Source organism: Stagnihabitans sp. (genome assembly GCF_964946895.1).
In genome coordinates, this window is the sequence record NZ_CBBQHX010000013.1 from 1 (window position 1) to 23,079 (window position 23,079).

The following is a 23,079-nucleotide window of genomic DNA, read 5'->3' on the forward strand; positions in this document are numbered from 1 at the left end:
TCGGGGTCAGACCACCTTGCCCTGGCACGCGCGGCGATGGCAGCGCTTGGCCCGATCGGAGCCCTGGCGCCCGACGCCTTCTGGACCGGCACCGCAGCCCATGACGCCAGCGACCGCGTGATCTACAACGCCACCACCGGCGCGCTCAGTTATGACGCCGATGGCACCGGCTCCAGAGCCGCAATCCAGATCGCCGTCCTCGACGGCCACCCGGCGCTGACCTACACCGATGTGCTGGTGTTCTGACCGACGGGGAAACGACGCCTCGTTTGTGGGCTATCTGCCCCTCAGGGCGTGCCGTTTGGACGCTGCGCCCTGACCGTGCAAAGATCAGCTTCCGGTCCGTGAGGCCGCGTCAGCCGGTGACGAGACCGTCAGCCACCTTGATCTGTCTGCGGCAGCAGGCGGCGATGCGTTCATCATGGGTCGAGATCAGGAACGTCGTGCCCTCGTCGCGATTGATCTGGGCGATCAGGTCCATCACCTGCGTGGCCGAGGCGCGGTCAAGATTTCCAGTCGGCTCATCTGCCAGCACCAGCTCCGGCTGGTTCATCAGGGCGCGGGCGACGGCGACCCTTTGCTTTTGGCCGCCGGACAGATGCGAGGCTGGAAAGGTGATGCGATCGGCCAGGCCCATGCGGGTCAAAAGATCGGCGCCGCGCGCCTTTGCGGCCATCGTCTCGCGTCCCTCGCGGATTGCCGTGGGAAAGACCACATTCTCCAGCGCGGTGAAATCCGGCAGCAGGTTGTGGAATTGAAAGACAAACCCGATATGACGGTTGCGAAACTGGGTGCGCTCGGGATCGGTGGCGGTGGTCAGATCGACACCAAGCATCCGGTGGCTTCCCGAACTTGGCTGCATCAAAGTGCCCAGAATGGTCAGTAGCGTGCTTTTGCCTGAACCGGACGGGCCCAGAAGGGCTGCCATCTCGCCCGCCTCCAGCGTCAGGTTCAATCCGCGCAGGACGCGGGTCTCTGCCTCGCCCACGCCGAAGGTCTTGGTCAGATCCGTCACCTCCACCAACGCCGTCATTGGCCAATCGCCTCCACCGGATCGATCCGGGCGGCGGCGCGCGCGGGCCAGATCGAGGCCAGAACCGCCCCGATGAAGGTCAGCAGGATCGCCAGACCATAGGATCCCTTGGCAATGTCAATGGGCAGGGTGCCACTTCGAAAGCTGCTTGGCCCCGGAAAAGGCAACAGCGCCAGATAGCCGATGGCCACACCGGCCAACCCGCCCATCACGCCAACCAAAGCGCCCTGCAGCACGAAGACCAGGACCACGAAGCCCTGCGACGCGCCCATGGCCCGCATGATGCCGATTTCCGGGCGGCGGCGGTAGGTCGACAGCAACAACGCCGAAGCGACGCCGATCACGATGGTCAGCAGGGCAAAACCCTTCAGAAACAAGCCTGTCTGGCTTTGCGCCGCCAAGGCCTCAAGCAACTGCGCCCCGTCTACGGTCCATGACACAGCGTTCAGGCCCGTCAGGGTGCTGATCTGCGGGGCGATTGTGTCGGCGGCGTAAAGATCGCTCAGCTTGATCTCGATCCGCGTCACGCCCTGCGGCATGGCAAAGAGGCTGCGCGCTGTTCCAAGGCTGACATAGGCCGTCCGCCGGTCCGGCCCGCCTGAGCCCATCTGGTAGATCCCCGTCACCGTCAGGACCATGTCGATCCCGTTCGAGGAGGCCAGACGGACAGATTGCCCAAGCAGCAGGTTCATGTCATCGGCCAGTCTTTGGCCGATCAGAACGCCCCCCGCCCCCAGACGCGCTGTCCCTTGGGTCACATAGCTGTCCAGCCGGACAATGGCGGATTCCTTGCCCGATTCCAGCCCGTTGATGCTGATCTGGGCAACCTGACTGCCGCGCACCAGAACACCCGAGCCGTTGATTTCGGGCGAGACCGCGATCACACCCGGCAGGGCCTCGATCAAGGGCACGAAACTGGCAGCACTGGGCAGGTTCGCGGCGGACCGAGTCGATTTCTGCTGGACGCTCAGCGGCGTACCGGGGAGGAGCACGGCAGGGTCCACAGCCTCGGCCTGGATCGTGATATGCGCCATGTCGCCTGCGGTGCGCGACAGGATCAATTCGGCCAGCCCCCCGATCAGGGCGGACATGAAGATGAAAATGAAGACCCCGATGGCCACACCGAAGATCAGCAGTGCCGTCTGGGCCTTGGATGCGGTCAGGTAGCGCGCAGCTATTTTCAGGGCGTAAAACATCAGGGATTGACCTTGACCGCTTGACCATCAGTCACACCGACCGCATTGGCCACGATCACATCCCCGGCCGACAGACCTTTGGTCACGATCAGTCGTGCCGCGGGCCAGTCAATCACCGTAACAGCTGTCTTGTGGACCTTCCCCGAGGTGACGACAAAGACAGCCGGCCCGCTGACCATGGCGGCTCGCGGAATGGTCAGCGCGGACGGATTGTCTTCGACCACAATATTGGCGGTAACGGTCAGGCCCACCGGAGCCTGCAATCTTTCGTCGGGCGTGATCTTCACTGTCAGGCTGCCTGTGGCGCCGTCGACCTGCGGGGAAACGAAACTGACCTTGCCGGGCAGAGTTTCGGTGGATCCGACCAGTTGCAAAAGGGCCGTCTGACCCAAGGTGATCTGGGTGGCATAGGCCTCGTCAACGTTGGCCTGCACCACCAGAGCCGTCAGGTCGGACAGGGTGAACAGCGCGGTCGACGGATCAATATACTGACCCGGATCGACATCATCCTGCAGGATCGTGCCGGCTATCGGTGCCGTGATGCGATAGCGGTCAAGCTGGATCTGGGCCTGTTCCACCTGTGCCCGCAACGCCTCGACGCTTTGGGCTGTGCCGGCAAGGGTCAACTGCGCATCCTCAAGGGCAGAGCGCGAGGCCACTCCGTTCAGGTCGCGCAGCCGCGCATAATCTGCCGCCGCCTGTGATTGCACCAAAAGCCCCTGATCCAAAGCCGACTGTGCCTGTTTGACCACGGCCTGTTGCTGACGAGAATCGATCCGGGCCAGCACGGTCCCGGCCTGCACCGTCGTGCCAACTGCGACAAGATCGCCCTGCAGGCTGCCCGTCACCGCCGAGCGCACTTCGACCGAGGTCTGGGCGGCCACTTGGCCGTTGACGGCAAGAACCCGGGTTGTCGGGCGCGCGGAGATGGTTTCCACGGCAACCACGGGCGCATTTTTGACAAAGGGAGGCCACCAGATCGCCCCCGCGCCAATCCCCAGAGCAACCGCAGCCCCGAGACTCCATGGCACCCATCGGGATTTCGAAAGCGGCTTTTGGTCTGGCATGGCTGTGATTCCGGAATTGTCCATGCCTTTCTAAGCCTTCGCTGCGCAGGTCTTCCTGATCTGGCGCAATGTTTTGCCAGATTGCAGCACAAGTTGGCGTGACGCGGTGGCCCATGCCCTTCAGCGACGCCGTCGCGCGACATAGGCGAAATGTGGCCGTCACGATCAATGCCCGCCTGCGGTCTAACCCGGATCAGCCCCGGAAATCTGTGGCGCTTTACACTGCAACCAGCCCCCCGAACGGGGGCAACCCTGTGCCGGGCCGGGGAATTGGGACCGCAAGGACATGCATGATGACCGCTGACCACACTCTGATCGCGCCGCCGAACCCTGAAGTGGCACGGATGAAGGCCTTTGTTTACAAGGGTCCCGGAAAGACCGCCCTGGAAGACCATGGCAAACCCAGCCTCAAATCGCCGACCGACGCGATCATCAAGATCAGCAAGACCACGATCTGCGGCACCGATCTGCATATCATCAAGGGTGACGTGCCGACCTGCACGCCCGGCCGAATTCTGGGCCACGAGGGGACCGGCGTTGTGGAAGAGGTCGGCAGTGCGGTCACGAATTTCAAGCAGGGCGACCACGTTCTGATCTCGTGCGTTACGTCCTGCGGCAAATGTGAGTTCTGTCGCAAGCAGATGTATTCGCATTGCGTGAATGGCGGCTGGATCTTGGGCAACAAGATTGACGGCACCCAGGCCGAATATGTGCTGACCCCGTTTGCCGATACCAGCCTTTATCCCATTCCCAAGGGCGCGGATGAAGAAGCGCTTGTGATGCTGTCAGACATTCTGCCCACCGGGTTCGAATGCGGCGTCCTGAATGGCAAGGTGCAGCCGGGGGGCACGGTCGCCATCGTCGGGGCCGGACCAGTGGGTCTTGCCGCCCTTCTGACGGCGCAGTTCTATTCACCCGCCGACATCATCATGATCGACCTTGATGACAACCGTCTGGCCACCGCCTTGAGCTTTGGGGCGACCAAGGCGATCAACAGTTCGGATGGCAAGGCGGTCGAGATGGTGATGAAGATCACCCGCGACCGCGGCATCGATACCGTGATCGAAGCCGTGGGTATTCCGGCAACTTTCGAACTGTGTCAGAAGCTGGTGGCCGCGGGCGGCTGCATCGCCAATATCGGCGTCCATGGCAAATCGGCCGAATTGCGTCTTGAGACACTTTGGGATCGCAACATCGCGATCACGACAAGGCTGGTGGACACTGCCACGATCCCGATGCTGTTCCGCACGGTTGAAAGCGGCAAGATCGACCCGACGCGCCTGATCACGCATCATTACGCCCTGTCCGAGATTGCCCAAGCTTACGAGACATTTGGCAATGCCGCAAAAAGCAAGGCGTTGAAGGTCATTATTTCCGCCTGAAATACTGCGGAGAGGCCTTGCTTGACTGTTTCTCACTCTGGGGGACGCAGCGAAGTCATCCTGCGCCTTGCCTGTTCAGGGCGGCGATCCCGTGTCACCTGATCCGGAACATCGTTCAACCGGTATTGGGCAAGGATGATTGTCCAAGGACCACTGGCAACCTCAGCCGCTGGAACGCCGGCCCTGTTTCGTGGTCTCGTGCGCGGTTTGTGCGGCGCGATCTTCGGCATCCGCCAGAAGGGCGGCATTGCGCCCGGCCCAAGCGCGCGGCCGCGGATCCCATGCCTGCGGGCACGTCGGGGGCTGGCTGCGAATTCCGGCACGTTAGCCACTGCGGTCAACAAACGGCAGACACAGAAGCGCCGCCAGTGTCATGAGGGCGATCACCGCCCAGGCATCGTTGATCGCCGCCGTCAGCGCCGCTTTTGCCAGCAAGGGCGCAAGCTGGGCCTGAAGTGTGGGATCCAGCGCCCCGGCCGACAGCGCCGCCACCGGCACGCCGACAAAGCGCGCTGCCGCAGGATCGGCGTTTTGCAATCGCGCCATCAGGTCCGCCCCGTGCCCGGCCGTGCGCGAATAGATCACGGTATCGATCAGCGCCAGACCGATGGCCCCGCCCAGGTTCCGCATCAGGTTGAACAGGCCGCTGGCATCGGGGATCTGCTCGGACGCCAGAAGCCCCAGCGCCAGCCGTGTCGGCGGCAAAAGACAGAACATGATGGCAAGACCCCGCAGGATCTGCGGCCAAAGCATCTCGGCGAACCCGGTCGCCGGGGTCTGAAATGCGCTCATCCCCAGTCCGGTTGCAAACAGGGCAAAGCCGGCAGCGGCCAGCACACGGGCATCCACCCGGCGTTCCAACGCGACGGCGATCGGGGCCATTCCCAGTTGTGCCACGCCTGTGACCAGCATCACGCTGCCGATCTGCAGGGCATTCTGGCCCCGCACGAAGGCCAGAAACACCGGCATCAGATAGACCGACCCGAACAGCCCGATCCCAAGGACAAAACTCAGCGCGCAGCCAAGTGCGAAATTACGGTTCCGAAAGGTGCGCAACTCGACGACGGGCTGCGAAACGGCCAGACTGCGGCGGACGAAGATCAGCGCACTGGCCGCCGACAGCACCAGCAGACCCAGAACGAGGCCCGAAGTCCAGCCCCGCTCTGGCGCCTGTTTCAAGGCAATCTCGAAAGCGGCAAGGGTCAGGGCCAATGTGGCGATCAACGGCAGATCGACCTTGCGCAGCAGCTGCAATTGCGGCTTGGCGCGGGGCAAGACCAAAGCCGCAACGCCGGCCGCCAAGAGCCCGGGGCCAAGGTTGATCAGGAACAGCCAATGCCAGGACCAGGTCTGGGTGATCCAGCCGCCCACCACCGGCCCGACCGTCGGGGCCAGCACGGCCAGCACCCCGGCCAACGTGGTAGCCAACCCCTGACGCGGCAAGGGGAACATGAGAAATACGGCCGAAAAGACCACCGGGATCAGCGTGCCCCCCGCGGCGCCCTGCAGAACCCGCCATGCGACCAGCCCGGCAAAACTGCCCGAAGCGGCACAGCCCACCGAGGCCAGCGTGAAGATGCCCATCGCCATGACAAACAAACCCCGCATCGTCAGAATGCGCAGCAACAGGCCGGTCAGCGGAATGGCGACCACTTCTGCGATCAGGTAGGCTGTCTGGATCCAGCTCATCTGATCCGGGCGGATCGCCAGCGCCGCCTGGATGTCGGGCAACGATGTCGCCACGATCTGCACATCCAGGATCGCGGCAAACATGCCAACGCACATGGCGGCAAAGCCGAACCATGTGCGCAGGTCGTCCGTTCCCGCCGCTGTCTCGGGCAGAGGGGCAGCCGTCACAAGCGCCCTGTCAGCACCAGAATGACCACAACAATCAGGATCACGCCGATCACGCCGACGCCGCCGTGGCCATAGCCGTAGCCATAGCCGCCGACCATGCCGCTGAACCCGCCGAGGAGGGCGATGACCAGAAGAATGACGAGAATTGTACCTAGGGACATTTTTTTTCCTGTTCTGAATGAATGCGTTAAACAAGACAACGTCGGATTTGACGCAAGGCACCGGATCTTGGATCCGGCATGGGCGACCACAGCAAAGCGTCAGGCCGCATGTTGGGCAGACGCGCCTTGCCGTCCGGTTCGCTGGCGGACTGCGGCATGTCGAACCCGAGACCTGAGGTCAGCTGGGATAATGGGCCTTCAAATTTTCGGCCGGTTCATCGGGCATCTTGGGAAGGTTGCTGCATGGCGCAGCTGGTGTCCTTGGTGGTCAGTTTAGCCGTGGCGGCAGATGTCATAGCTGATCTGCGGCAGCCTTTTGGCGCCACCCTTTGTGGAATTTGGGCGCAACGGGCTGGTGGGGCCAGATTGTCACACGCAGGATGCCGGTCGGCCATAGGCGGCAAGAGCGCGTCTTCTGCAAGGACAAGGCGGTCTTTGCGCGCCATCCGCCCAAGCCAATTCCTGCGCGCAGCAAACAGCGATCAGCCGCCGCGGGATCGCAGCCGCCGGCGTGTGCCAGACCCGCCCCTTGCTGATAAGCCCGCTTATGGCGCCGACGTGCGGCCCCAAAGCCGGCGACTTTCGCCGTGCTGAACGGATCCTGGGTGCCGTCGTCGATGGTTCAACCCGAGTGCTCAGGGCCCATCGCTGGCAGGATCACGCCCGCGCCGCCGATGGAGGCCGTGCGGGCAAGATGCGGAATGCCATTGTGTTTTCGGGTGCGGCGGTGAAACCGATCCGGATCTTGCTGCGCCCCGTATCGGGGGCGGTTCATGAGGCCCGTCAGCCTTGGCCCACCCTTGGGGGTGAACCTTGTCTGTGTCTTTGCTACGGTGGTCCGCTGGGGCGGGCGATCGGGCATTGCGGCGGCTGATGGCCGTGCGTTTCCCCGTTTGTCAGATGGTCGTCCGTCACAATATGGCAGGCCTGATCCCCCAGCGTGGCTCACCGCGCAATCGTCATCGACCCGGCTTGCCATCTTCCGCACCGCGCGGATCAAGTCCGGTTCGGTCAAGTCCTCAAAGCGTTGATTTTGACCTAAGTGACATACGCAGATCAGTTTCTGCATCCGGTGAATGGTCCATCATAAGACCCGTGAACCCAAGTCCATCCGCCAGCAGCCCTGTGGTCCCTGATTAGCGCAAAGCAGTTGGATTGCGGGCCTGGCACGGGCCCCAGCCCGGACACAGGCGAAAGGCGCCCTGCTGAAATGAGTCTGGAGCGGCCAAACATGGCAAGCATTTCGGTCTTTGGAAACGTCAGGGTCAGTCCGGTTCCGCCTGCAAGGCTTCGGCCTTTCCGGGGCCGGGTGCCGGCGCACGGCTTTCCTGATCTGCGACGTGGTCCCTGCGCCCCTCTGGCCCTTGACGGCCACGGTCGTCGCAAGCCTTGTCCGGTTTCCGCCCGATTGCCAGCGCAGGACCTGGCGCACCACCGGGCCGCGTCGCGTCGCCACGGCATCAGTGCACAGATCAACCTTCCGGAATGCGCGCATGCCCGGCTGGCGCGCTGGGCGTTGCGTGCCGGTCTGACTTTGCTTGACCGTCGCGAACCGCACGGCGCCTGCAAACGACTGTCCATGGAAGGAACCCTTCCCGTGTCGGTCTGCAGGGCGCTGGCCCTGACCATGCCGGGATCGCTCCCCCCCGTGCGGCTCTGCTCGACAGGCGCTTGCCGTGCCATAAGGACCAGTGCCGGGGGGGCGTGTGGCATTGTTTGGCCCCAGATGCCGGTCGGGCTGACCGAGGGGCGAACTGCCCCGGCCCGGCTGGCCGCAAAGCCCCCTTGCCCACCCTTGGCTCTTGCAATTCACACAAGGATCGCAGCATGCGCATGATTTACCCCCTCGTCCTGTGTGACGGCACGGGCTTTCGTCTGCAACCGATGGCGCGGAACGACCAGCCCGCGCCGTTTCAGCCCGCAGCGGACAAGATCAGCCTTTCGTCGTTTCAGGCCACCGTGCAGCGGCATCGCGGGCCACAGTTTCATGACCCGATCATTGTGACCAACCACCGCCATGCCGAACTGGCCCGCCGCCAGTTGCGGGCTATCCAGTGTGGCGGCCAGATCATCGCCGAACCGACCGACCGCAACACCGGCCCCGCCGTTCTGGCTGCCGCCATCAGCATCCTGCGCAGCGACCCTGGGGCGCTGCTTCTGGTGCTGCGCGCCGATCACATCATTCTGGAAGGGATCAACGAAGCCATCCTGCGTCTGGCACAGGTCGCCGCCGCAGACCGCATCGTGATCTTTGGCGTGACCCCCGGCACGGCCGATTGCGGCTGCGGCTACATCGTCGATGGCGGGGTCCTCGATCTGGCAGAGGGCCTGCACCGGGTCGAACGCTTCGTCGAAAAACCTGCTCAGCCAGCGGCGCAGACGCTTATTGACTCGGGTGTTGCCTATTGGGCTTCGGGGGTTTGCCTGTTCAGCGCGGCCCGGATTGTGTACGAGTTTCTTCGGCTGGAACCCGCCCTACACGCCACCGTTCTGGCGGCGGTTTCCAATGCCTGCACAACCTCGGACGGGATCCTGCTGGAACCGGTTGCCTTCCGCAAGGCGCCAAGCGTGCCGATCGAGCGGGCGATCTTCGAGCACTCTGCCGTCGTCGCCTTGGCGCCGCTTGTCGTGGACTGGGACGATGTCGGTGCCTGGAACGCGGTCTATGACCTTGCCACCAAATCCGCCGACGGCAACGTGAAGCGGGGCGATGTTCTGACACCTGGTACGACAAACTCCATGATCCGCGCCAACGGGCGGCTGGTGGTCGTGGTCGGACTGGAGGACGTGATGGTGGTCGATACCATGGATGCGTTAATGGTCACCAAGCGCGGCCGTTCCACGGTTGTTGCCAAGGTGGTCGAAGCGCCCAAATCCAAGGACCGGGCCGGGGAGGTCGGCCCGCTTTCCGAAGCCAAAACCTGGGGCACGGCGGAAAATCTGATCTCGGCATCCGGCTACAAGCTGGAAATGCTGACCGTTCGCCCCGGATCTACCGCGCAGATCAATGGCCATGGGCTGGGGGCCAGCTTTCTGTCTGTCGTGACGGGCGAGGGGGCCTATCTGGAGGATCGCGTCCAGCCAAGCCATCCTCTGAACATCGGGACGATGCTGGCGATCGACAAGGACACCGAGGTCAGCCTGACCAACACGCAGCCGACCGATTTGCAGGCGCTTCTTTTGTCGACCGGCCAGCATCGCGCCACGGCGGTTCTTGTGAACCAAGCCTGACTGGCGTCGGTCAGCGGGCCTTTCGGTGCGGGCGACGCGCCCAGGTCGTGGCCATCCCCGCGATCCCTGACCAAAAGGTTGCCCGATGGCGGCGAAAGGTGCTCAGGCATCTGGCTTGGCCTCACCCAGATGCAGGACCAAATCCCCCGCCAGGTCGGTCAAGGCAATCGTGAAACCTCCAACGCAAGGCATATCGCGCCCGTTCAGCCGGGCCGAGGTTACGCCCTGTCCGGTGCCGCCAAGGTTCAAGATCGTGACCCGGCAAGGCAGCGTGCCAAGGCGCAGGCGCAGTTCCACCTTGGGCCAGCCCTTGGGCAGGCAGGGGGCAAGGCGCAGCCGCCTGCCATGCCGCGTCAGGCCAAGGATCCCCTCCATCCCGGCCCGCTGCATCCATGCGGCCGAGCCTGTGTACCACGTCCAGCCGCCTCGCCCGACATGGCCGGGGGCGTTATAGACATCGGCGGCAACGACATAGGGCTCCACCTTGTAGCGTTGGACCTCGGGGGCGGTTCGGGCATGGTTGATCGGGTTGAGCGTGGCAAACAGCGCCGCAGCCCGATCGCCATGCCCCAGCCGCGTTTCAGCCAGGATCGCCCACATGGCGGCATGGGAATACTGTCCGCCGTTCTCTCGCAGGCCGGGCGGATAACCTTTGATATAGCCCGGGTCGTGCTGGCCCTTGTCAAAGGGCGGGGCAAACAGCAGCGCCATGTCGGGCCGGATCAATCGGTCTTGCAGCGATTGCATGGCCGTGGCCGCCCGCAAAGGCTCTGCCGCGCCAGACAGCACGGCCCAGCTTTGGGCGATGGAGTCGATCTGGCATTCGTCCGTCTGGGCAGAGCCCAGCACGCTGCCATCGTCATAGGTCCCACGCCGGTACCAGGCACCATCCCAGCCCTCGCGCTCGATAGCCTGGGTCAAGTGGTCAGCATGGGCTGTCCAGGCCGTGGCCCGGTCCGGGTCTTTGGCCCGCAGCAAAGGCGTGATGGCCCGCAACGTCTGGATCAGGAACCAGCCAAGCCAGACGCTGGTGCCCTGGCCGCCGGCGCCGACGCGGTTCATCCCGTCGTTCCAATCCCCGGTGCCGATCAGCGGCATCCCGTTCCCCCCGGTCAGGGCAATCGCCTGATCCAGCCCGCGGATGCAGTGGTCCAGCAGCGTGGCGCTTTGGTCCGAAGCGTCTGGCGTGTAAAAGGCATCCGCCTCTCCGGCGGCAAGGGCGGGGCCGTCCAGGAAGGGCAAGACCTCGTCCAGCACCGCGATGTCGCCCGAAACCTCGACATACTGCGCAACGCAATGGGCAAGCCAGACGCGGTCGTCCGAAATCCGCGTGCGCACGCCCTGGCCGGAATGCGGCAGCCACCAGTGCTGCACGTCGCCCTCCGGAAATTGGCGGGCCGCGGCGCGCAGCAGGTGGGCGCGGGTCATCTCGGGACGCAGGGCGGCCAGCGCCATGCCGTCCTGCAACTGGTCGCGGAAGCCATAGGCGCCGCTGGCCTGATAGAACCCGGCCCGCGCCCAGATCCGGCAGGCGAGGGTCTGATAAAGCAGCCAGCCGTTCAGCAGGATGTCCATCGCGCGGTCCGGGGTGGTGACCTGAACCTCGCCCAGAAGGTCCGCCCACCAGGTGGTCACGCTGGCAAGCTCTGCCTTGGGGTCTTTGGCACGGGTTGACTGGATCATCACCCGCGCCGCCTCGGGCGAGGTGGCCTGACCCAGGAGAAAGACCACCTCTGCCTTTTGTCCCGGTGCCAGAACCACGCGGCGCTGCAGGGCGGCGCAGGGGTCAAGTCCGGGACCGCTGCGCCCCGAAAGCCCGGTCAGCCGGGCCGGATCGGACATCGAGCCAAGCCGCCCCAGAACTTCAGCCCGATCGCAGGTCCGGCTGGCCACGTCCGGCCCCAGATCGGCAAAAGCCACGCGGCCCGGAAAGCCCATCGCGCGCGGGTTGCGGGCGAAGATGGCGCCGGTGGCCGCGTCAACCTCGGTCAGGACGGAGGGGCTGCGCTGCGGGCCAAGTACCCATTCGACATAGGCCGTCACGGCCAGCGTGCGGCTGCGAGTTCCGGTGTTGTGCAGGGTCAGGCGGGTGATCTTCACCGGATCAAGCCGGGGCACGAACTGGGTCATTTCGGCCTGGATGCCATTCGCCTCGTGCTGGAAGGTGGAATGGCCAAAGCCATGGCGGGCAATGTAGGTGCCCATGGTGCGGATCGGCAGGGCCGTCGGCGTCCAGGTCTGGCCGCTTTCCATGTCCTGCAGATAGATCGCCTCGCCGGCCGGGTCGCTGACCGGGTCGTTCGACCACGGGGTCAACTGGTTCTCGCGCGCGTTTTCGGCCCAGGTGAAGCCGCTGCCCTCGGCCGAGACATGGAAGCCGAAGCCCGGATTGGCGATGACATTGACCCACGGCGCGGGGGTGGACTGGCCATCGCGCAAGACGGTGACGTAAGTGCGTCCATCATCGGCGAAACCGCCCGTGCCGTTGAAGAATTCCAGCGCCGGCAGCGGAACCGGGGTGGGCGGCGACGGTGCAGGGCGCAGCGTTTCGCGCAAGGCCGCGGGCCGGGCCAGCAGGTCCAGTTGGGCGCCGATGCCGCCCCGGCTGGCCACCAGCACCACGGCGGCGGCGGCCAGCAGGGCGCGGCGTGCCTCTGGCGTGGTCAGGTCGGCGCGCAGGATGTGCACGCTGCCGCCGTTGCCAGCGGCAGGCGGCATGCGCCGCGCCGCCGCGTCCACCGCGTTCTGCAGATCTTGCACGTAGGACGATGAGCGGTCGTTCAGGATCACCAGATCGACAGCCAGAAGCTTCATGCGCCAATATTCCACCGCCGCCAGAACCTCGGTCAGGCGTCCGATGTCTTCCGCCTCTGCAATCACGAACAGCACGATCGGCAGATCGCCCGAGATGCCGAGCGCCCAGAGGTCGGATTGCGGTCCGGCCCCGGCCAGCACCTGCGCCGGACGCGCCCGCAGGCGCGGATCAAAACGGATCACCATGCCCGCCAGCCGCTGAAACTCGGCCGCGCGGGCCGAGGTCAGGCCCATGTGGCGCAACTGAACCTTGCCTTGCGTCCAGGACAGCGTGATGGCCCGGCCAAAGGCGGACGGGTCGCCGTGCCGCTCCACCATGTCGAGCAACGCTTCTGGCGAAGCCGCGACCATGGTCCAGAACGTCACCCGAGCCCGCCCGCCGCCGGGGATGCGGACCCTGCGGCGCAAAGAGAACACGGGGTCAAGCACGGTGCCGGTGGTGCCCGAAAGGGGTTGATCCAGCGTCACCTGTGACAGGTCTCTACCGCGCCCGACAAAGCGCGCCCGGTCGGTCTCGTGTTGAAGGGGTGCGGTTTCCACGCCTTCGACCACGGCGATATGGGCGGCCCAGACATCGGGGTCAGACGGGCTTCTTTTGCGGCGGGTGGCAATCAGGACACCCAGTTCGGGCAGATAATCGGTCACCACGAACATCTTGGAAAAGGCCGGATGGGATTGGTCTGCGGCAGGCGGCGCCAGAACCAGCTCGGCGAAGGAGGTCACCTCGATTTCGCGCGCATGGCGGCCGGTGTTGGTCAGCGTGACGCGCCGTGCTTCGGCGTCATCCTCGGTCGAGACGACGACTTCGGTCCGGGTGGTCAGAAGCCTGGTGCGGTGGGTGAAGACCGCGTGATGCTCGCTGAAGACGGCGGTGTGGGGCTGGCTGTTCTGGCCCAGGGGCCGCAGCGTTGCCGACCAAAGCCCGCCCGACAGCACATCGCGCAGAAAGATGAAGGACCCCTGCCGCGCCTGCGTCGGATCCGCCCGCCACCGCGTCACCGCCAGATCGCCCCAACGACTGAACCCCGCGCCGCTGGGCGTCAGCACCAGCCCATACCGCCCGTTCGAGACAAGATGCGCGGTCGGAGCCGCCTCTTCGGGATGATCGAAATGGCGCAGCACGTCGGGCGAGGTCTGAACCTCGGCCGCCGCCCGAACCTCGCGCGCCCGGGGCGGGGCAAGAGAGACGTCGCGCGGGATATGTTCCTGCAGCAGCGGATCGACGGACTGGATCATTGGATCGGCGTGGAAATCCTGCCGCAGGGTGCCGCCAAGGACCACATTGGCCAAGGCCGCGATGGTCATGCCCTGATGATGTGCCATGAAGCTTTGCACGACGGCATGGGTTGCGCCTTCGGGCAATCGGGCCTTGGTGAAATCCAGCGCCTCATAAAAGCCAAAGCGCCCCTCGGCGCCAAGATCGCGCAGGACGGCATAGTTGGCCAGCGCGCCTTCCGGATCGAACATGGCGGCCAGACCCGTGGCATAGGGCGCCACGACGCTGTTTTCCCCAAGCCCGCGCTTCAGGCCCAGACCGGGGACACCGAAGTTGGAATACTGGTAGGTCATCTCCAGATCGCGCGCGTTGTACGAACTCTCGGAAATGCCCCAGGGGAGGCCCAGACTGCGGCCCCAGGCCTGCTGACGGGCCACCACGCGGCGGTTGGTCTCCTCCAGCACAGATCCTTCGGGGGTTTGCAGGACAAGGGCGGGCATCAGGTATTCGAACATGCTGCCAGACCAGGAAATCAGCGCCGACCCCGCGCCAAGCGGGGTGGCTGCGCGGCCAAGCTGGAACCAGTGACGGGTTTCGACATCGGCCTTGGCGATGGCAAACAGGCTGGCCAGTTGGGATTCCGAGGCCAGAAGGTCATAGCAATTGGCGTCCAGCGTGTTGGTGTCGACGCGAAAGCCGATGGAAAGCAGGTGCTTGTCAGGTTGCAGCAGGAAGGTGAAATCCATCTCCAGCGCCAAATGCCGGGCCAGGGCGGCCACGACTTGAACCCGGTCCGGCGCCGCAGGATCGGCGAGTCGGCTCTGGTGGCAGGCAATCATCGCCTTGGCCCAGAAGGTCACTTCGCTATCCGGTCCGGTCAGCGCCTCGGCCCGGATGGCGGCATCATGTGCCAGGGCAGGATGGCTTGCCGCCTGATGCAGCAGGGCCGAAAGCTGCGCATCCGGGGCGGTCTTCAGCGCCGATAGCGCCAAGGCCTGCGCATCGCGCAAACCGCCGAGGTTGGGGCTGGGCGGGTGCTGCCAGCGCAGGCAGGCCTGGGCCACGGCGACCAGATGGCCTGCCAGATTGCCGCTGTCGACGGCGGACACATAGGGCGGTGCCAAAACGGAAAGGTCGCTGATGTCATGCCAGTTGTAAAGGTGGCCGCGAAAGCGGGGCATCTTTTGCAGGGTGGCTAGGGTCTGTTCCAACCGCAAGACCGCCTCGGCCTGACCGATCCAGCCCATGTCCACCGCCGCCGTCACCGACAGCAGGTAAAGCCCGATGTTGGTGGGCGAGGTGCGGCGGGCGACGACCGGGTTGGGGTTTTCCTGATAATTGTCGGGCGGCAGGAAATGGCAGTCCTCGGTCACAAAGGTTTCGAAATAGCGCCAGGTCCGGCGGGCGATCTGGCGCAGGTCCTGGGTTTGATCGGCGGTCAGGCGGGCCTGGGCGTGGACCGGATGCGGTTGGCCCAAAGACCGGGCGAGGGCAGGGGCCAGCGACCAAAGCGCCGCAAAGGTCAGCGTCAGGGGCCAGACCGCAGGATTGCCGGCAGTGGTCAAAGCACACAGGGCCAGCCCGGCGGTCAGTCCCGGAAGGCCAAGGCGGTAATGGCGGGCCAGGCTGGGCAGGCCCGCGCCCAGGGATTGCGCGGCAGTGGTCCATTCCAGCAAATGCCGCCCGCTTTGTAGGCGCAACAGGCTGCGCGCTATGGCATCCAGCCGCGACGTTGCTGTGTCGGCCAGCAGCGCCACGTCAAGCCCCATCCGGGCAAGTGCTGTCGTCACATCTCCCAGCAGAGCCTGCAAGTGGCTGCGCGAGGTGACCCCCGCCCGCCCCGGCAAAACCGCCAGCGGCAGACCGACCAGCTTCGGCACCGCCGTCAGGCCAAGGATGGCAACGGTCCATCCCATGGCCGCATCCAACGGCAAGGTCCAGCCCAAGGCCAGGGCGACAAGCGTCACCGGGGCCAGAAGCGAGCGGCGCAGGTTGTCCAGCATCTTCCAGCGGTTCAGCGGCGAAAGGCCCCCCTTGCTTGGCCTTGTGCCCAAGATCCACGGCAGCATCTGCCAATCCCCCCGCACCCAACGGTGCTGTCGCCGGGCGTCGACGTCATGGCGGGTCGGGAAATCCTCGATGACCTGCACGTCCGAGGCGAGGCCGGCACGGGCGAAGGCCCCCTCGAACAGGTCATGGCTCAGCAAGGCGTTTTCCGGCACCCGGCCCGCCAGCGCCGCTGCAAAGGCATCGACATCGTAAATGCCCTTGCCGGTGAAAGAGCCTTCGGCGAACAGATCCTGATAGATGTCCGACCGCGCCGCGGCATAGGGTTCCATCCCGCCCTGTGCGCTGGTGATGCGCTGATAGCGGGACCCTTCGGCACCGTTGGGCATCAGCGGCGTGACCTGCGGTTGCAGGATGCCATAGCCGGAAATCACCTGCCCGCGGTCCGCGTCCAGTGCAGGACGGTTCAGGGGATGGGCCATCTTGCCGATCAGGCTGCGCAAGGTGTCGCGGGGCAAGCGGGTGTCGGCGTCCAAAGTCACGACAAAACGCACGTCTTGCGGGGCGCCGGAGCCGGGCAGGAAGCTGGTATCGGTGGCCCCGCGCAGCAGGGCGTTCAACTCGCAAAGCTTGCCGCGCTTGCGCTCCCACCCCATCCAGACCCCTTCCGAAGGGTTCCAGCGGCGATGACGGTGCAAAAGCAGGAAGCGATCGCTTTGGTCTGAGGGGTAAAGCATGTTCAGCCGCGCGATCCCGGCGGTGGCGGCAGTGATCAGGGCGCGGTCGGTGACCGTGGTTTCTGCGCCGGCATCCGGCCCGTCGGACAAAAGCGCATAATGCACCGCCCCGCCGATGGAGGACAGATGATGCACCTCCAGCCGCTGCAGGACGGTGGTCAGATCTTTTGCGCCCGACAGCAGCACTGGAACGGCGACCAGCGTGCGATAGTCGGGCGGGATCCCCGCCTTCAGGGCAAGTGCGGGAAGGCGGCGCGGGGTGACCATGCGGCTGATCCCCAGATGCGCCAGGGCCATCCCGGCCTCCAAAGCGACACAGGCCGCTGTCAGGACGAAAGCAGGGGCGCTGCGGCCGGTGACCCAAAGCGCGATCGTCAGGAAAAGGGCCGACGTCAGGCCGATGCTGGCCAGATAGAAGGCCAAGCCGAACTGATGACGGCTCAGCCTTTGGCGCAGATTGGGACGGTAGGCCAGCGCGGCTTCCAGCGTCTTGCGGCCCGGGCCGATCAGCGCAAATCCGGGATCAATCTCTCCATCCGTGAGGGCAAATGCCGCCTCGGTCACGGCCATCTCATCCCATTGACTGCCGCGGGCGAGTTGTTCGATCGCGCTGCGGTAGTCGTTTCGGGTCGCGAAATCCATGGCGGCATAAAGCGTGGATTGCCGCAGTCGCGTCTCGACCAGGCTGGCGGCCTCGAAGACATCGGCCCAATCCATCTCGATCATCCGCCGCATCGAGGTGACGATGTTGCGCATGGTGACGTTGGAAGCCCCCTGCCGTGCCTGTGCCTGCGCCACCACCGTCTCGACCGTCAGTCCCTTGGCTTGCAGGCGCTGGTCCAACCAAAGCCCCAGCGGGGTCTCGGCCGGGTCCAGACCCCGCAGTCGCTTGGCAATCTGGGCTGCCATCAGGTCGGTCAGGTCATTTTGCTGAAACCCCGCCAGCACCGCATGGGCAGCGACCGGGTCGGCCATGATGCGGTCCACCAGCTTGTCCGCCTCCACCCGCTCGGTCAGCGCAACAGAGATCTGTTCGGCCAGACGCCGCATGTTTTCAACCAGCACGATCCGCAGCGTGATGGCAACCGCCCAAAGCTCGCCGATCGTCAGGGGCTGCACGGTCTGATAGGCCTGCACGAAGCGCAACAGCAGCGGGCCGGACAACAGGCTGTCGGTATGGGCGACATAGGCCCAGGCAAGACCCAGAACCCGGGGGTAACCGGCCAAAGGCCCCTCGGCCAGCTTGGGCAGGTGGCGATAGTAGCCGGGCGGCAGGTCATCGCGGATCTGGCGCAGCTGTGCTTCCACGATGTGGAAGTTGTCCAGCAGCCAATCGGCGGCGGGGGTGATGGTCTGGCCCGCCTCCACTGCGCGGGCGGCGGCGCGGTAGGCGGTCAAAAGAGCGGTGCCATTGTCCTCCAGCCGGGCGCGCAGGCTGGCGACCGGGCGGGCCTTCCGGCTGACACCCTGGGCCGCTGCCAGCGACAGGGCGTGATGTTCAAGGCGCTCGGGACCGAAGATGTCGGCGCGGATCGGGGCGGTGTCGGACCAAGGGCCCGATTTGCGGGAAAAGATCACGTGGCAGCACCCTCGTGGTAGCTTGGTTCCAACGGGGGCGGCGCGGCCAGATTGCGATCAGGCACCCTGAATGCGCCGCTGCCGGCCTTTTCGGGCCAGTCCGTGTCGATCTGATCGCAGCACATGCGTTTTCCTTTCGGTTGACGGTCTTCAAACGCGCTGCGCTGCGGAAAGGTTCCGAAGCAGGTCGCTTTTTCCCGATCAGACCATCATGGATCAGCCCCCTGCCGCTGCGGTTCTGGCACGGTTGGGACACTTCGCCAGACTTAAGGGGTCAAATCCCTTTGGCGGATGTTCCTGGTCATCACGGTCCCCGCAGCGCGGAACCAGTGATGGACTGGAGCCCACCCCTGCACCAGCAGCGCGCACCGACATGTCGGACCCCGGACAAGACCCTGTGACGGGCCCAGTCCCCGGTTCCGGCCAAGCCCGTGCCGCTGCGGCTTTGCATCGCTCTGGATGCATGGCGCCAGAAAGGATCCCTTGATGACCCAATCCAGAACCGCCCGAGATGACATCCTGTTGCATGTACCGGCCCTGCGCGCCTTCGCGCTCAGCCTGTGCCGCAGCCCCGACCAGGCCGATGACCTGGTGCAGGATACGATGGAACGCGCTTGGGGCCACTTCAGTTCCTTCACCCCCGGCACGCAGCTGCGCAGCTGGCTTTTCACCATTCTGCGCAATGGCTTCTATTCCGATCTTCGCAAACGGCGCCGTGAGGTGGCCGATCCCGAAGGGGCTTTCGTCGCCCGCCTGGCCGTGGCCCCGGACCATGACGGCGCCCTTGCCATGCAGGAATTCCTGAAGAAATTTGTGCGTCTGTCGCCCGAACACCGCGAGGTTCTGACGCTCGTCGGCGCCTTGGGGTTTTCTTATGAAGAGGCGGCGCAGGTGACGTCATTGGCGCTTGGCACTGTGAAAAGCCGTGTCAGCCGGGCGCGCGCCATGCTTGGCGACAACCCCTTGCCCGATCAGGACCGCAACACGGCTTCAGTCGTGATCCAGGCTGCTGCCAGCCATGTGGAGCGTGCCGGGATGTTCTGATGCCGACCGATGCCCGTGCCACGAAGCGGCCCGTTGGCGAAAGGATGGCCCTCAGGCTTGGCCGGGTGCAATGGTCTGGCAGTTTGGGCGATGGTGTCCACTTCGGTCTGGTCCAGTACCGGCAAGGGCAAACAGAAAAGCCCGATCCTTCCCGGATCGGGCTTTCGCCTTTGGTCACGTCCGGCGCCGCCGAAGACTTCGCCCCGCCGCAAAGCTCAGGTCAAAGACGAGGTTCAAAAGAGGGTCCTGCCGGGCTGGTTCGGCTGGGACACGGCGTTTGGGCCAAGCCAGAAGCAGAAGGCTGGGGATCACCAGCACCATCCCGGTCAAGGCCAGAGCCAAGGCCCGCCCGACCCAAGGCGTCAGGCCTGTGCAGAACCCGGCCAGAAGAAGGACCACGCCGGACAACAGGCCCAACCCGGCAAGGCCCAGGGCGATTGCGCGGTTCATGTCACGCTCCGTCCCGTTGATACACCCGTCATGCCTTAGCGCCGGGTCAGAGCGCCAAGCAGAAGGCCCAGACCCGCCGCCAGCCCAAGCGCAACGTAGGGATTGGCCGCCACAGCGTGCTCGATGCGGGCATCCGCATCATGTGCCTTGTGATCGGCATAGCGTTTTGCATCCTGCAGACCGGAGCTGACGGTGTCCGACAACGCCTTGCCGTTCTGTGTGGCCGAGGTGCCGATCTGGCTGGCCAGCCGGGCCATTTCGTCCTTCAGTGCGGTCAGCTGCGACATCAGCGTGTCAAGATCTGCCGCCAGAGCGGGGGCATTGGGATCGCGTGCCATGATGGCTCCTTGGTTTGAAATGGGGTGAGCATGTCACCCCGACCTTGCCAGTCTTGGCCCGGGATCTGACGGCCCGCCCTAACTCAGATCAGGACGCCAATCGAAGCCCTGCGGGTCGTCGCACCGATCACGATCGACGCCCCCGGTCTTGCCCGGGGGGCGTCGCTTGTCTTTCGCGTCAAGGAGCATGGTGTCACGATCTTCAACCCTTGCCGGTCCTGTCATACCACTGTGATCAGCCGTCGCCCATCGTGCGTCCGGGATAGAAGGGCAGGGTGCGCAGCCGCGTGCCCGTCAGCTTGGCCCAGGCGTTCGCAACAGCAGGCGCCACGCAAGGCACCCCCGTTTCCCCGACGCCGCCCGGATCCGCGGTGGACGAGATCACCTGCACCGTCACGCCCGGCGCAGAGCCCATCCGCACCACCGGATAGCGGTTGAAGTTGCGCACCTGAGGCACGCCGGCGACAAAGGTCTGCTCATGCCACATCGCAGCGCTCAGCCCATGCAGGATGCCGCCCTGCATCTGGAACTGGACCTGACCGGGATTGATCACCACGCCACAGTCGATTGCCGCAAAGACATGAACGGGTTTGATCTCTCCTGCGGCGGACTTGGTCACTTCTGCCACGACGGCGATGTAACTGCCGAACCCTTTGAGCAGCGCCACCCCGCGCGCGTGGCCGGCCACAGGCGCCGTTGACCATTGCGACAAGGTGCCAACAGCCTTGAGTACCCCCAGCGCGCGCGGATCGCCGGTGGCACCCGCAACCGCCGCCTTGCGGAAGGCCAGAGGGTCCTGACCCGCCGCTGCCGCCAATTCGTCGACAGCACTTTCGACGGCGAAGGTATTGTACCCCTCGCCCACCGACCGCCAATAGCCAAGTGGGACGTCACAGGGTTGCAGGGCCACGAATTCAACCCGGCGGTTCGGGATGGCATAGGGCAGGTCAAGGGCGCCTGACAGCGCACCCGTGTCCTCGGGGTTGGCGGAATTGGTGTAGCCGCGCTGCAGGTTGATCGACGCCGAAACGTTGCGATAGACGAACTGGCTGATCTTGCCGCCCGCGTCGGTGGCGGCGCGGACGCGCATTAGCGCCTTGGGCCGGTACATGTCGTGGCTGAAGTCGGATTCCCGCGACCATGTGACCTTGACAGGTTTGCCCACCGCCTTGCTGCACAAGATGGCATGGGCCACATAGTCCGTCTCGATCTTGCGCCCGAAACCGCCGCCGAGGAATGTGGTGTGGATCGTGATCTTGTCGGTGCCCAGGCCGGTCAGGGCTGCGGCCACCGGAAGCACGAATTGCTGGCCCTGAGTCGGCGCCCAGATCTCGCAGGAATTGGCGGTGACAGAGGCGGTGCAGTTTAAAACCTCCATCGCGGCATGGGCGAGGAACGGCAGGGAATAGGTCGCGTCGATCTTCGTCGATCCAGCGGAAGGGTTCGGTGTTCCAGCCGTATCACCAACAAAGGGCGTCACCGAAGTCGAGGTCACGAGCTGATGGGCCAGAGTGTCAAGTGCGGCGCTGTCCATCCCGGCGGTCGACGCCGGCAGGTTCCAGACGACCCGTCCAGCGACTGACCGCGCCGCCTGAATGGCCGTCCAGGTGTCAGAAGCGATCACCCCCACCGCGTCGCCCAGATTGACCAGCGTCGTTCCGGCTGGTGCCGACGGCATTGTCTTGACCGTGGCGCCGAAGACCTTGGGATGCGCCACCGAGGCATGCAGCATTCCCGGCACACGCACGTCCAGACCGAAGGTGGCCGAACCGTCCACCTTGGCCGGAATATCCAGCCGCTGCATGGTCTTGCCGACGAATTTCAACGAATTGTTCGGGGTCGCGGTGGTCGGCGGGGTGATCGTGGCGGCAACGTCCAGAAGGCTGGCGAAGGTCTGGCTGCTGGCCCCCTTGGTTACGACACCCCCGGTCCCCAGCGTCCACGTCCCGCCAAATTTCTGCGCCGCTGCCGTCAGGAAGATCTCTCGAACCACGGCTGCGGCGGTGCGCATTGGCCCGTACCATCCGCGCGTCGAAGTCGACCCCCCGGTGACCTGCGCGCCGAAGATCGGGTTGCCGTAAGGGTTGGGCCAAAGGGCCGAGGCCAGGGCATGTTCGCCGCGCACCTGTGACCAGGCCAGATCGAGTTCAGAGGCCACGATCTGGGCCAATCCGGTCATGATCCCCTGACCCATCTCGGTCGAGCCTATGACCACCGTGACCACATTGGCCGGCGAGACCTTTACATAGGCCCCAACCATCTTTGGTCCGGCGACAGCGGCGGCGCTGGCGCGGTCGGTGAACCCGAAGGCCATCGGAATGAACAGCCCTGCCGCGGTCAGGGTCAGGAACCCCCGCCGCGACAGGCCTTCGGTTTCAGGCTCCGGACCATCGGTCGGCACTGTGGCGTTGCGGAAATCCTTCATGATGCGACTCCTCACAGGGTCTTGCAGGCTTCGGCGATACGGCCAGAGGTGCCGCAGACGCTGATGTGGCCGATTTCGTTGGCGATATTTTGGCCATGTTGTCCGGCCTTCAGCGCGCCGGTTGCAGCCACCAGCATCCCCGACTGACAGAACCCGCATTGCGGAACCTGATGCGCGATCCAGGCCGCCTGCACCTTCTGGCCTTCGGGATCGGCGGAAAGCCCTTCAACGGTGGTGATCTTGCGCCCGACGGCCTCGGCCACTGACATGTCACAAGACTTCTCGGGGTGACCGTTCACCAGCACCGTGCAGGCCCCGCAGACCTCGATGCCGCAGCCGTATTTCGTGCCCGTCAGTCCGATCAGATCCCGCAAGACCCAAAGGAGCGGCATGTCGCTGCTGGCGGCCGCCACGGTGTGGCTTTGGCCGTTCACATTCAAAGTGTAAGTTGGCATCGGAGGTCATCCTGTGAAAGGGAGCGAAAAGGGGGGGGCCAGCGAAGTGCGGGCCGTGCAGACAGCAAGCCATGTGATCGTGTCACAA

At 64.9% G+C, this 23,079-nt stretch carries 14 protein-coding genes and 1 pseudogene; 4 read left to right on the forward strand and 11 right to left on the reverse strand.

Translation table 11 applies throughout. The features are described from left to right. Window positions 1–246: pseudogene (locus AC1Y2B_RS10270) on the forward strand (M10 family metallopeptidase); the annotation flags it as partial. 109 nt (window positions 247–355) lie between these two features. On the opposite strand, the gene AC1Y2B_RS10275 reads toward AC1Y2B_RS10270, so the two are convergent. The 3 genes from AC1Y2B_RS10275 to AC1Y2B_RS10285 are packed head-to-tail and all read right to left on the reverse strand — an operon-like array spanning window position 356 to window position 3,167. Further along, the gene (locus tag AC1Y2B_RS10275; RefSeq protein WP_482252989.1) at window positions 356–1,033 is read right to left on the reverse strand and encodes an ABC transporter ATP-binding protein; all 678 of its coding nucleotides are present in this window, start codon (window positions 1,031–1,033) and stop codon (window positions 356–358) included. Then, the gene (locus AC1Y2B_RS10280; RefSeq protein ID WP_482252990.1) at window positions 1,030–2,229 is read right to left on the reverse strand and encodes an ABC transporter permease; all 1,200 of its coding nucleotides are present in this window, start codon (window positions 2,227–2,229) and stop codon (window positions 1,030–1,032) included. The genes AC1Y2B_RS10275 and AC1Y2B_RS10280 overlap by 4 nt, the downstream gene beginning before the upstream one ends. Then, a complete protein-coding gene (locus AC1Y2B_RS10285) occupies window positions 2,229–3,167 on the reverse strand; it encodes an efflux RND transporter periplasmic adaptor subunit (protein WP_482252991.1) in 939 nt (312 codons plus the stop codon). Before AC1Y2B_RS10285 ends, AC1Y2B_RS10280 begins: the two co-directional genes overlap by 1 nt. A gap of 422 nt (window positions 3,168–3,589) precedes the next feature. Here AC1Y2B_RS10285 and AC1Y2B_RS10290 point away from each other — a divergent pair, with 422 nt between their 5' ends. Then, on the forward strand, window positions 3,590–4,678 hold the full coding sequence (locus tag AC1Y2B_RS10290) for a zinc-dependent alcohol dehydrogenase family protein (RefSeq protein WP_482252992.1): 1,089 nt from the start codon (window positions 3,590–3,592) through the stop codon (window positions 4,676–4,678). Between the two features lie 324 nt (window positions 4,679–5,002). Here AC1Y2B_RS10290 and AC1Y2B_RS10295 read toward each other — a convergent pair whose 3' ends face one another. The 3 genes from AC1Y2B_RS10295 to AC1Y2B_RS10305 form a co-directional block, all read right to left on the reverse strand. Beyond that, on the reverse strand, window positions 5,003–6,535 hold the full coding sequence (locus AC1Y2B_RS10295; protein WP_482252993.1) for a DHA2 family efflux MFS transporter permease subunit: 1,533 nt from the start codon (window positions 6,533–6,535) through the stop codon (window positions 5,003–5,005). Continuing rightward, a complete protein-coding gene (locus AC1Y2B_RS10300; protein ID WP_482252994.1) occupies window positions 6,532–6,696 on the reverse strand; it encodes a DUF3309 family protein in 165 nt (54 codons plus the stop codon). The genes AC1Y2B_RS10295 and AC1Y2B_RS10300 overlap by 4 nt, the downstream gene beginning before the upstream one ends. A gap of 622 nt (window positions 6,697–7,318) precedes the next feature. Then, window positions 7,319–7,471, reverse strand: a complete 153-nt coding sequence (locus AC1Y2B_RS10305; RefSeq protein WP_482252995.1) for a hypothetical protein — start codon at window positions 7,469–7,471, stop codon at window positions 7,319–7,321. A 1,052-nt stretch (window positions 7,472–8,523) separates the two neighbouring features. Here AC1Y2B_RS10305 and AC1Y2B_RS10310 point away from each other — a divergent pair. Beyond that, on the forward strand, window positions 8,524–9,927 hold the full coding sequence (locus AC1Y2B_RS10310) for a mannose-1-phosphate guanylyltransferase (RefSeq protein WP_482252996.1): 1,404 nt from the start codon (window positions 8,524–8,526) through the stop codon (window positions 9,925–9,927). A gap of 102 nt (window positions 9,928–10,029) precedes the next feature. Here the strand turns inward: AC1Y2B_RS10310 and AC1Y2B_RS10315 are convergent, their stop codons facing one another. Continuing rightward, window positions 10,030–18,279: a GH36-type glycosyl hydrolase domain-containing protein gene (locus tag AC1Y2B_RS10315; protein WP_482252997.1), complete on the reverse strand. Its 8,250-nt coding sequence runs from the start codon at window positions 18,277–18,279 to the stop codon at window positions 10,030–10,032. Between the two features lie 486 nt (window positions 18,280–18,765). On the opposite strand from AC1Y2B_RS10315, the gene AC1Y2B_RS10320 reads away from it, so the two are divergent. Next, window positions 18,766–19,323 carry a sigma-70 family RNA polymerase sigma factor gene (locus AC1Y2B_RS10320; RefSeq protein ID WP_482252998.1) on the forward strand — a complete coding sequence of 186 codons (558 nt, stop codon included), beginning with the start codon at window positions 18,766–18,768 and terminating at the stop codon, window positions 19,321–19,323. Window positions 19,324–19,497: 174 nt separating this feature from the next. Here the strand turns inward: AC1Y2B_RS10320 and AC1Y2B_RS10325 are convergent, their stop codons facing one another. The 4 genes from AC1Y2B_RS10325 to AC1Y2B_RS10340 form a co-directional block, all read right to left on the reverse strand. Further along, complete coding sequence (locus tag AC1Y2B_RS10325) at window positions 19,498–19,773, reverse strand: hypothetical protein (protein WP_482252999.1); 276 nt, start codon at window positions 19,771–19,773, stop codon at window positions 19,498–19,500. Window positions 19,774–19,808: 35 nt separating this feature from the next. After that, the gene (locus AC1Y2B_RS10330; RefSeq protein ID WP_482253000.1) at window positions 19,809–20,111 is read right to left on the reverse strand and encodes a glycine zipper domain-containing protein; all 303 of its coding nucleotides are present in this window, start codon (window positions 20,109–20,111) and stop codon (window positions 19,809–19,811) included. 235 nt (window positions 20,112–20,346) lie between these two features. Beyond that, window positions 20,347–22,536, reverse strand: coding sequence for a xanthine dehydrogenase family protein molybdopterin-binding subunit (locus AC1Y2B_RS10335; RefSeq protein WP_482253001.1), 2,190 nt, complete (start codon window positions 22,534–22,536; stop codon window positions 20,347–20,349). Between the two features lie 11 nt (window positions 22,537–22,547). After that, complete coding sequence (locus tag AC1Y2B_RS10340) at window positions 22,548–22,991, reverse strand: (2Fe-2S)-binding protein (RefSeq protein WP_482253002.1); 444 nt, start codon at window positions 22,989–22,991, stop codon at window positions 22,548–22,550. Window positions 22,992–23,079: the final 88 nt, after the last annotated feature.

What these genes read in the sequence shown, in the direction of transcription:
- AC1Y2B_RS10275 (WP_482252989.1), bottom strand. Translation starts at nt 1,033, where the DNA reads ATGACGGCGTTGGTGGAGGTGACGGATCTGACCAAGACCTTCGGCGTG.
- AC1Y2B_RS10280 (WP_482252990.1), bottom strand. Translation starts at nt 2,229, where the DNA reads ATGTTTTACGCCCTGAAAATAGCTGCGCGCTACCTGACCGCATCCAAG.
- AC1Y2B_RS10290 (WP_482252992.1), top strand. Translation starts at nt 3,590, where the DNA reads ATGACCGCTGACCACACTCTGATCGCGCCGCCGAACCCTGAAGTGGCA.
- AC1Y2B_RS10300 (WP_482252994.1), bottom strand. Translation starts at nt 6,696, where the DNA reads ATGTCCCTAGGTACAATTCTCGTCATTCTTCTGGTCATCGCCCTCCTC.
- AC1Y2B_RS10305 (WP_482252995.1), bottom strand. Translation starts at nt 7,471, where the DNA reads ATGAACCGCCCCCGATACGGGGCGCAGCAAGATCCGGATCGGTTTCAC.
- AC1Y2B_RS10310 (WP_482252996.1), top strand. Translation starts at nt 8,524, where the DNA reads ATGCGCATGATTTACCCCCTCGTCCTGTGTGACGGCACGGGCTTTCGT.
- AC1Y2B_RS10320 (WP_482252998.1), top strand. Translation starts at nt 18,766, where the DNA reads ATGACCCAATCCAGAACCGCCCGAGATGACATCCTGTTGCATGTACCG.
- AC1Y2B_RS10325 (WP_482252999.1), bottom strand. Translation starts at nt 19,773, where the DNA reads ATGAACCGCGCAATCGCCCTGGGCCTTGCCGGGTTGGGCCTGTTGTCC.
- AC1Y2B_RS10330 (WP_482253000.1), bottom strand. Translation starts at nt 20,111, where the DNA reads ATGGCACGCGATCCCAATGCCCCCGCTCTGGCGGCAGATCTTGACACG.
- AC1Y2B_RS10335 (WP_482253001.1), bottom strand. Translation starts at nt 22,536, where the DNA reads ATGAAGGATTTCCGCAACGCCACAGTGCCGACCGATGGTCCGGAGCCT.
- AC1Y2B_RS10340 (WP_482253002.1), bottom strand. Translation starts at nt 22,991, where the DNA reads ATGCCAACTTACACTTTGAATGTGAACGGCCAAAGCCACACCGTGGCG.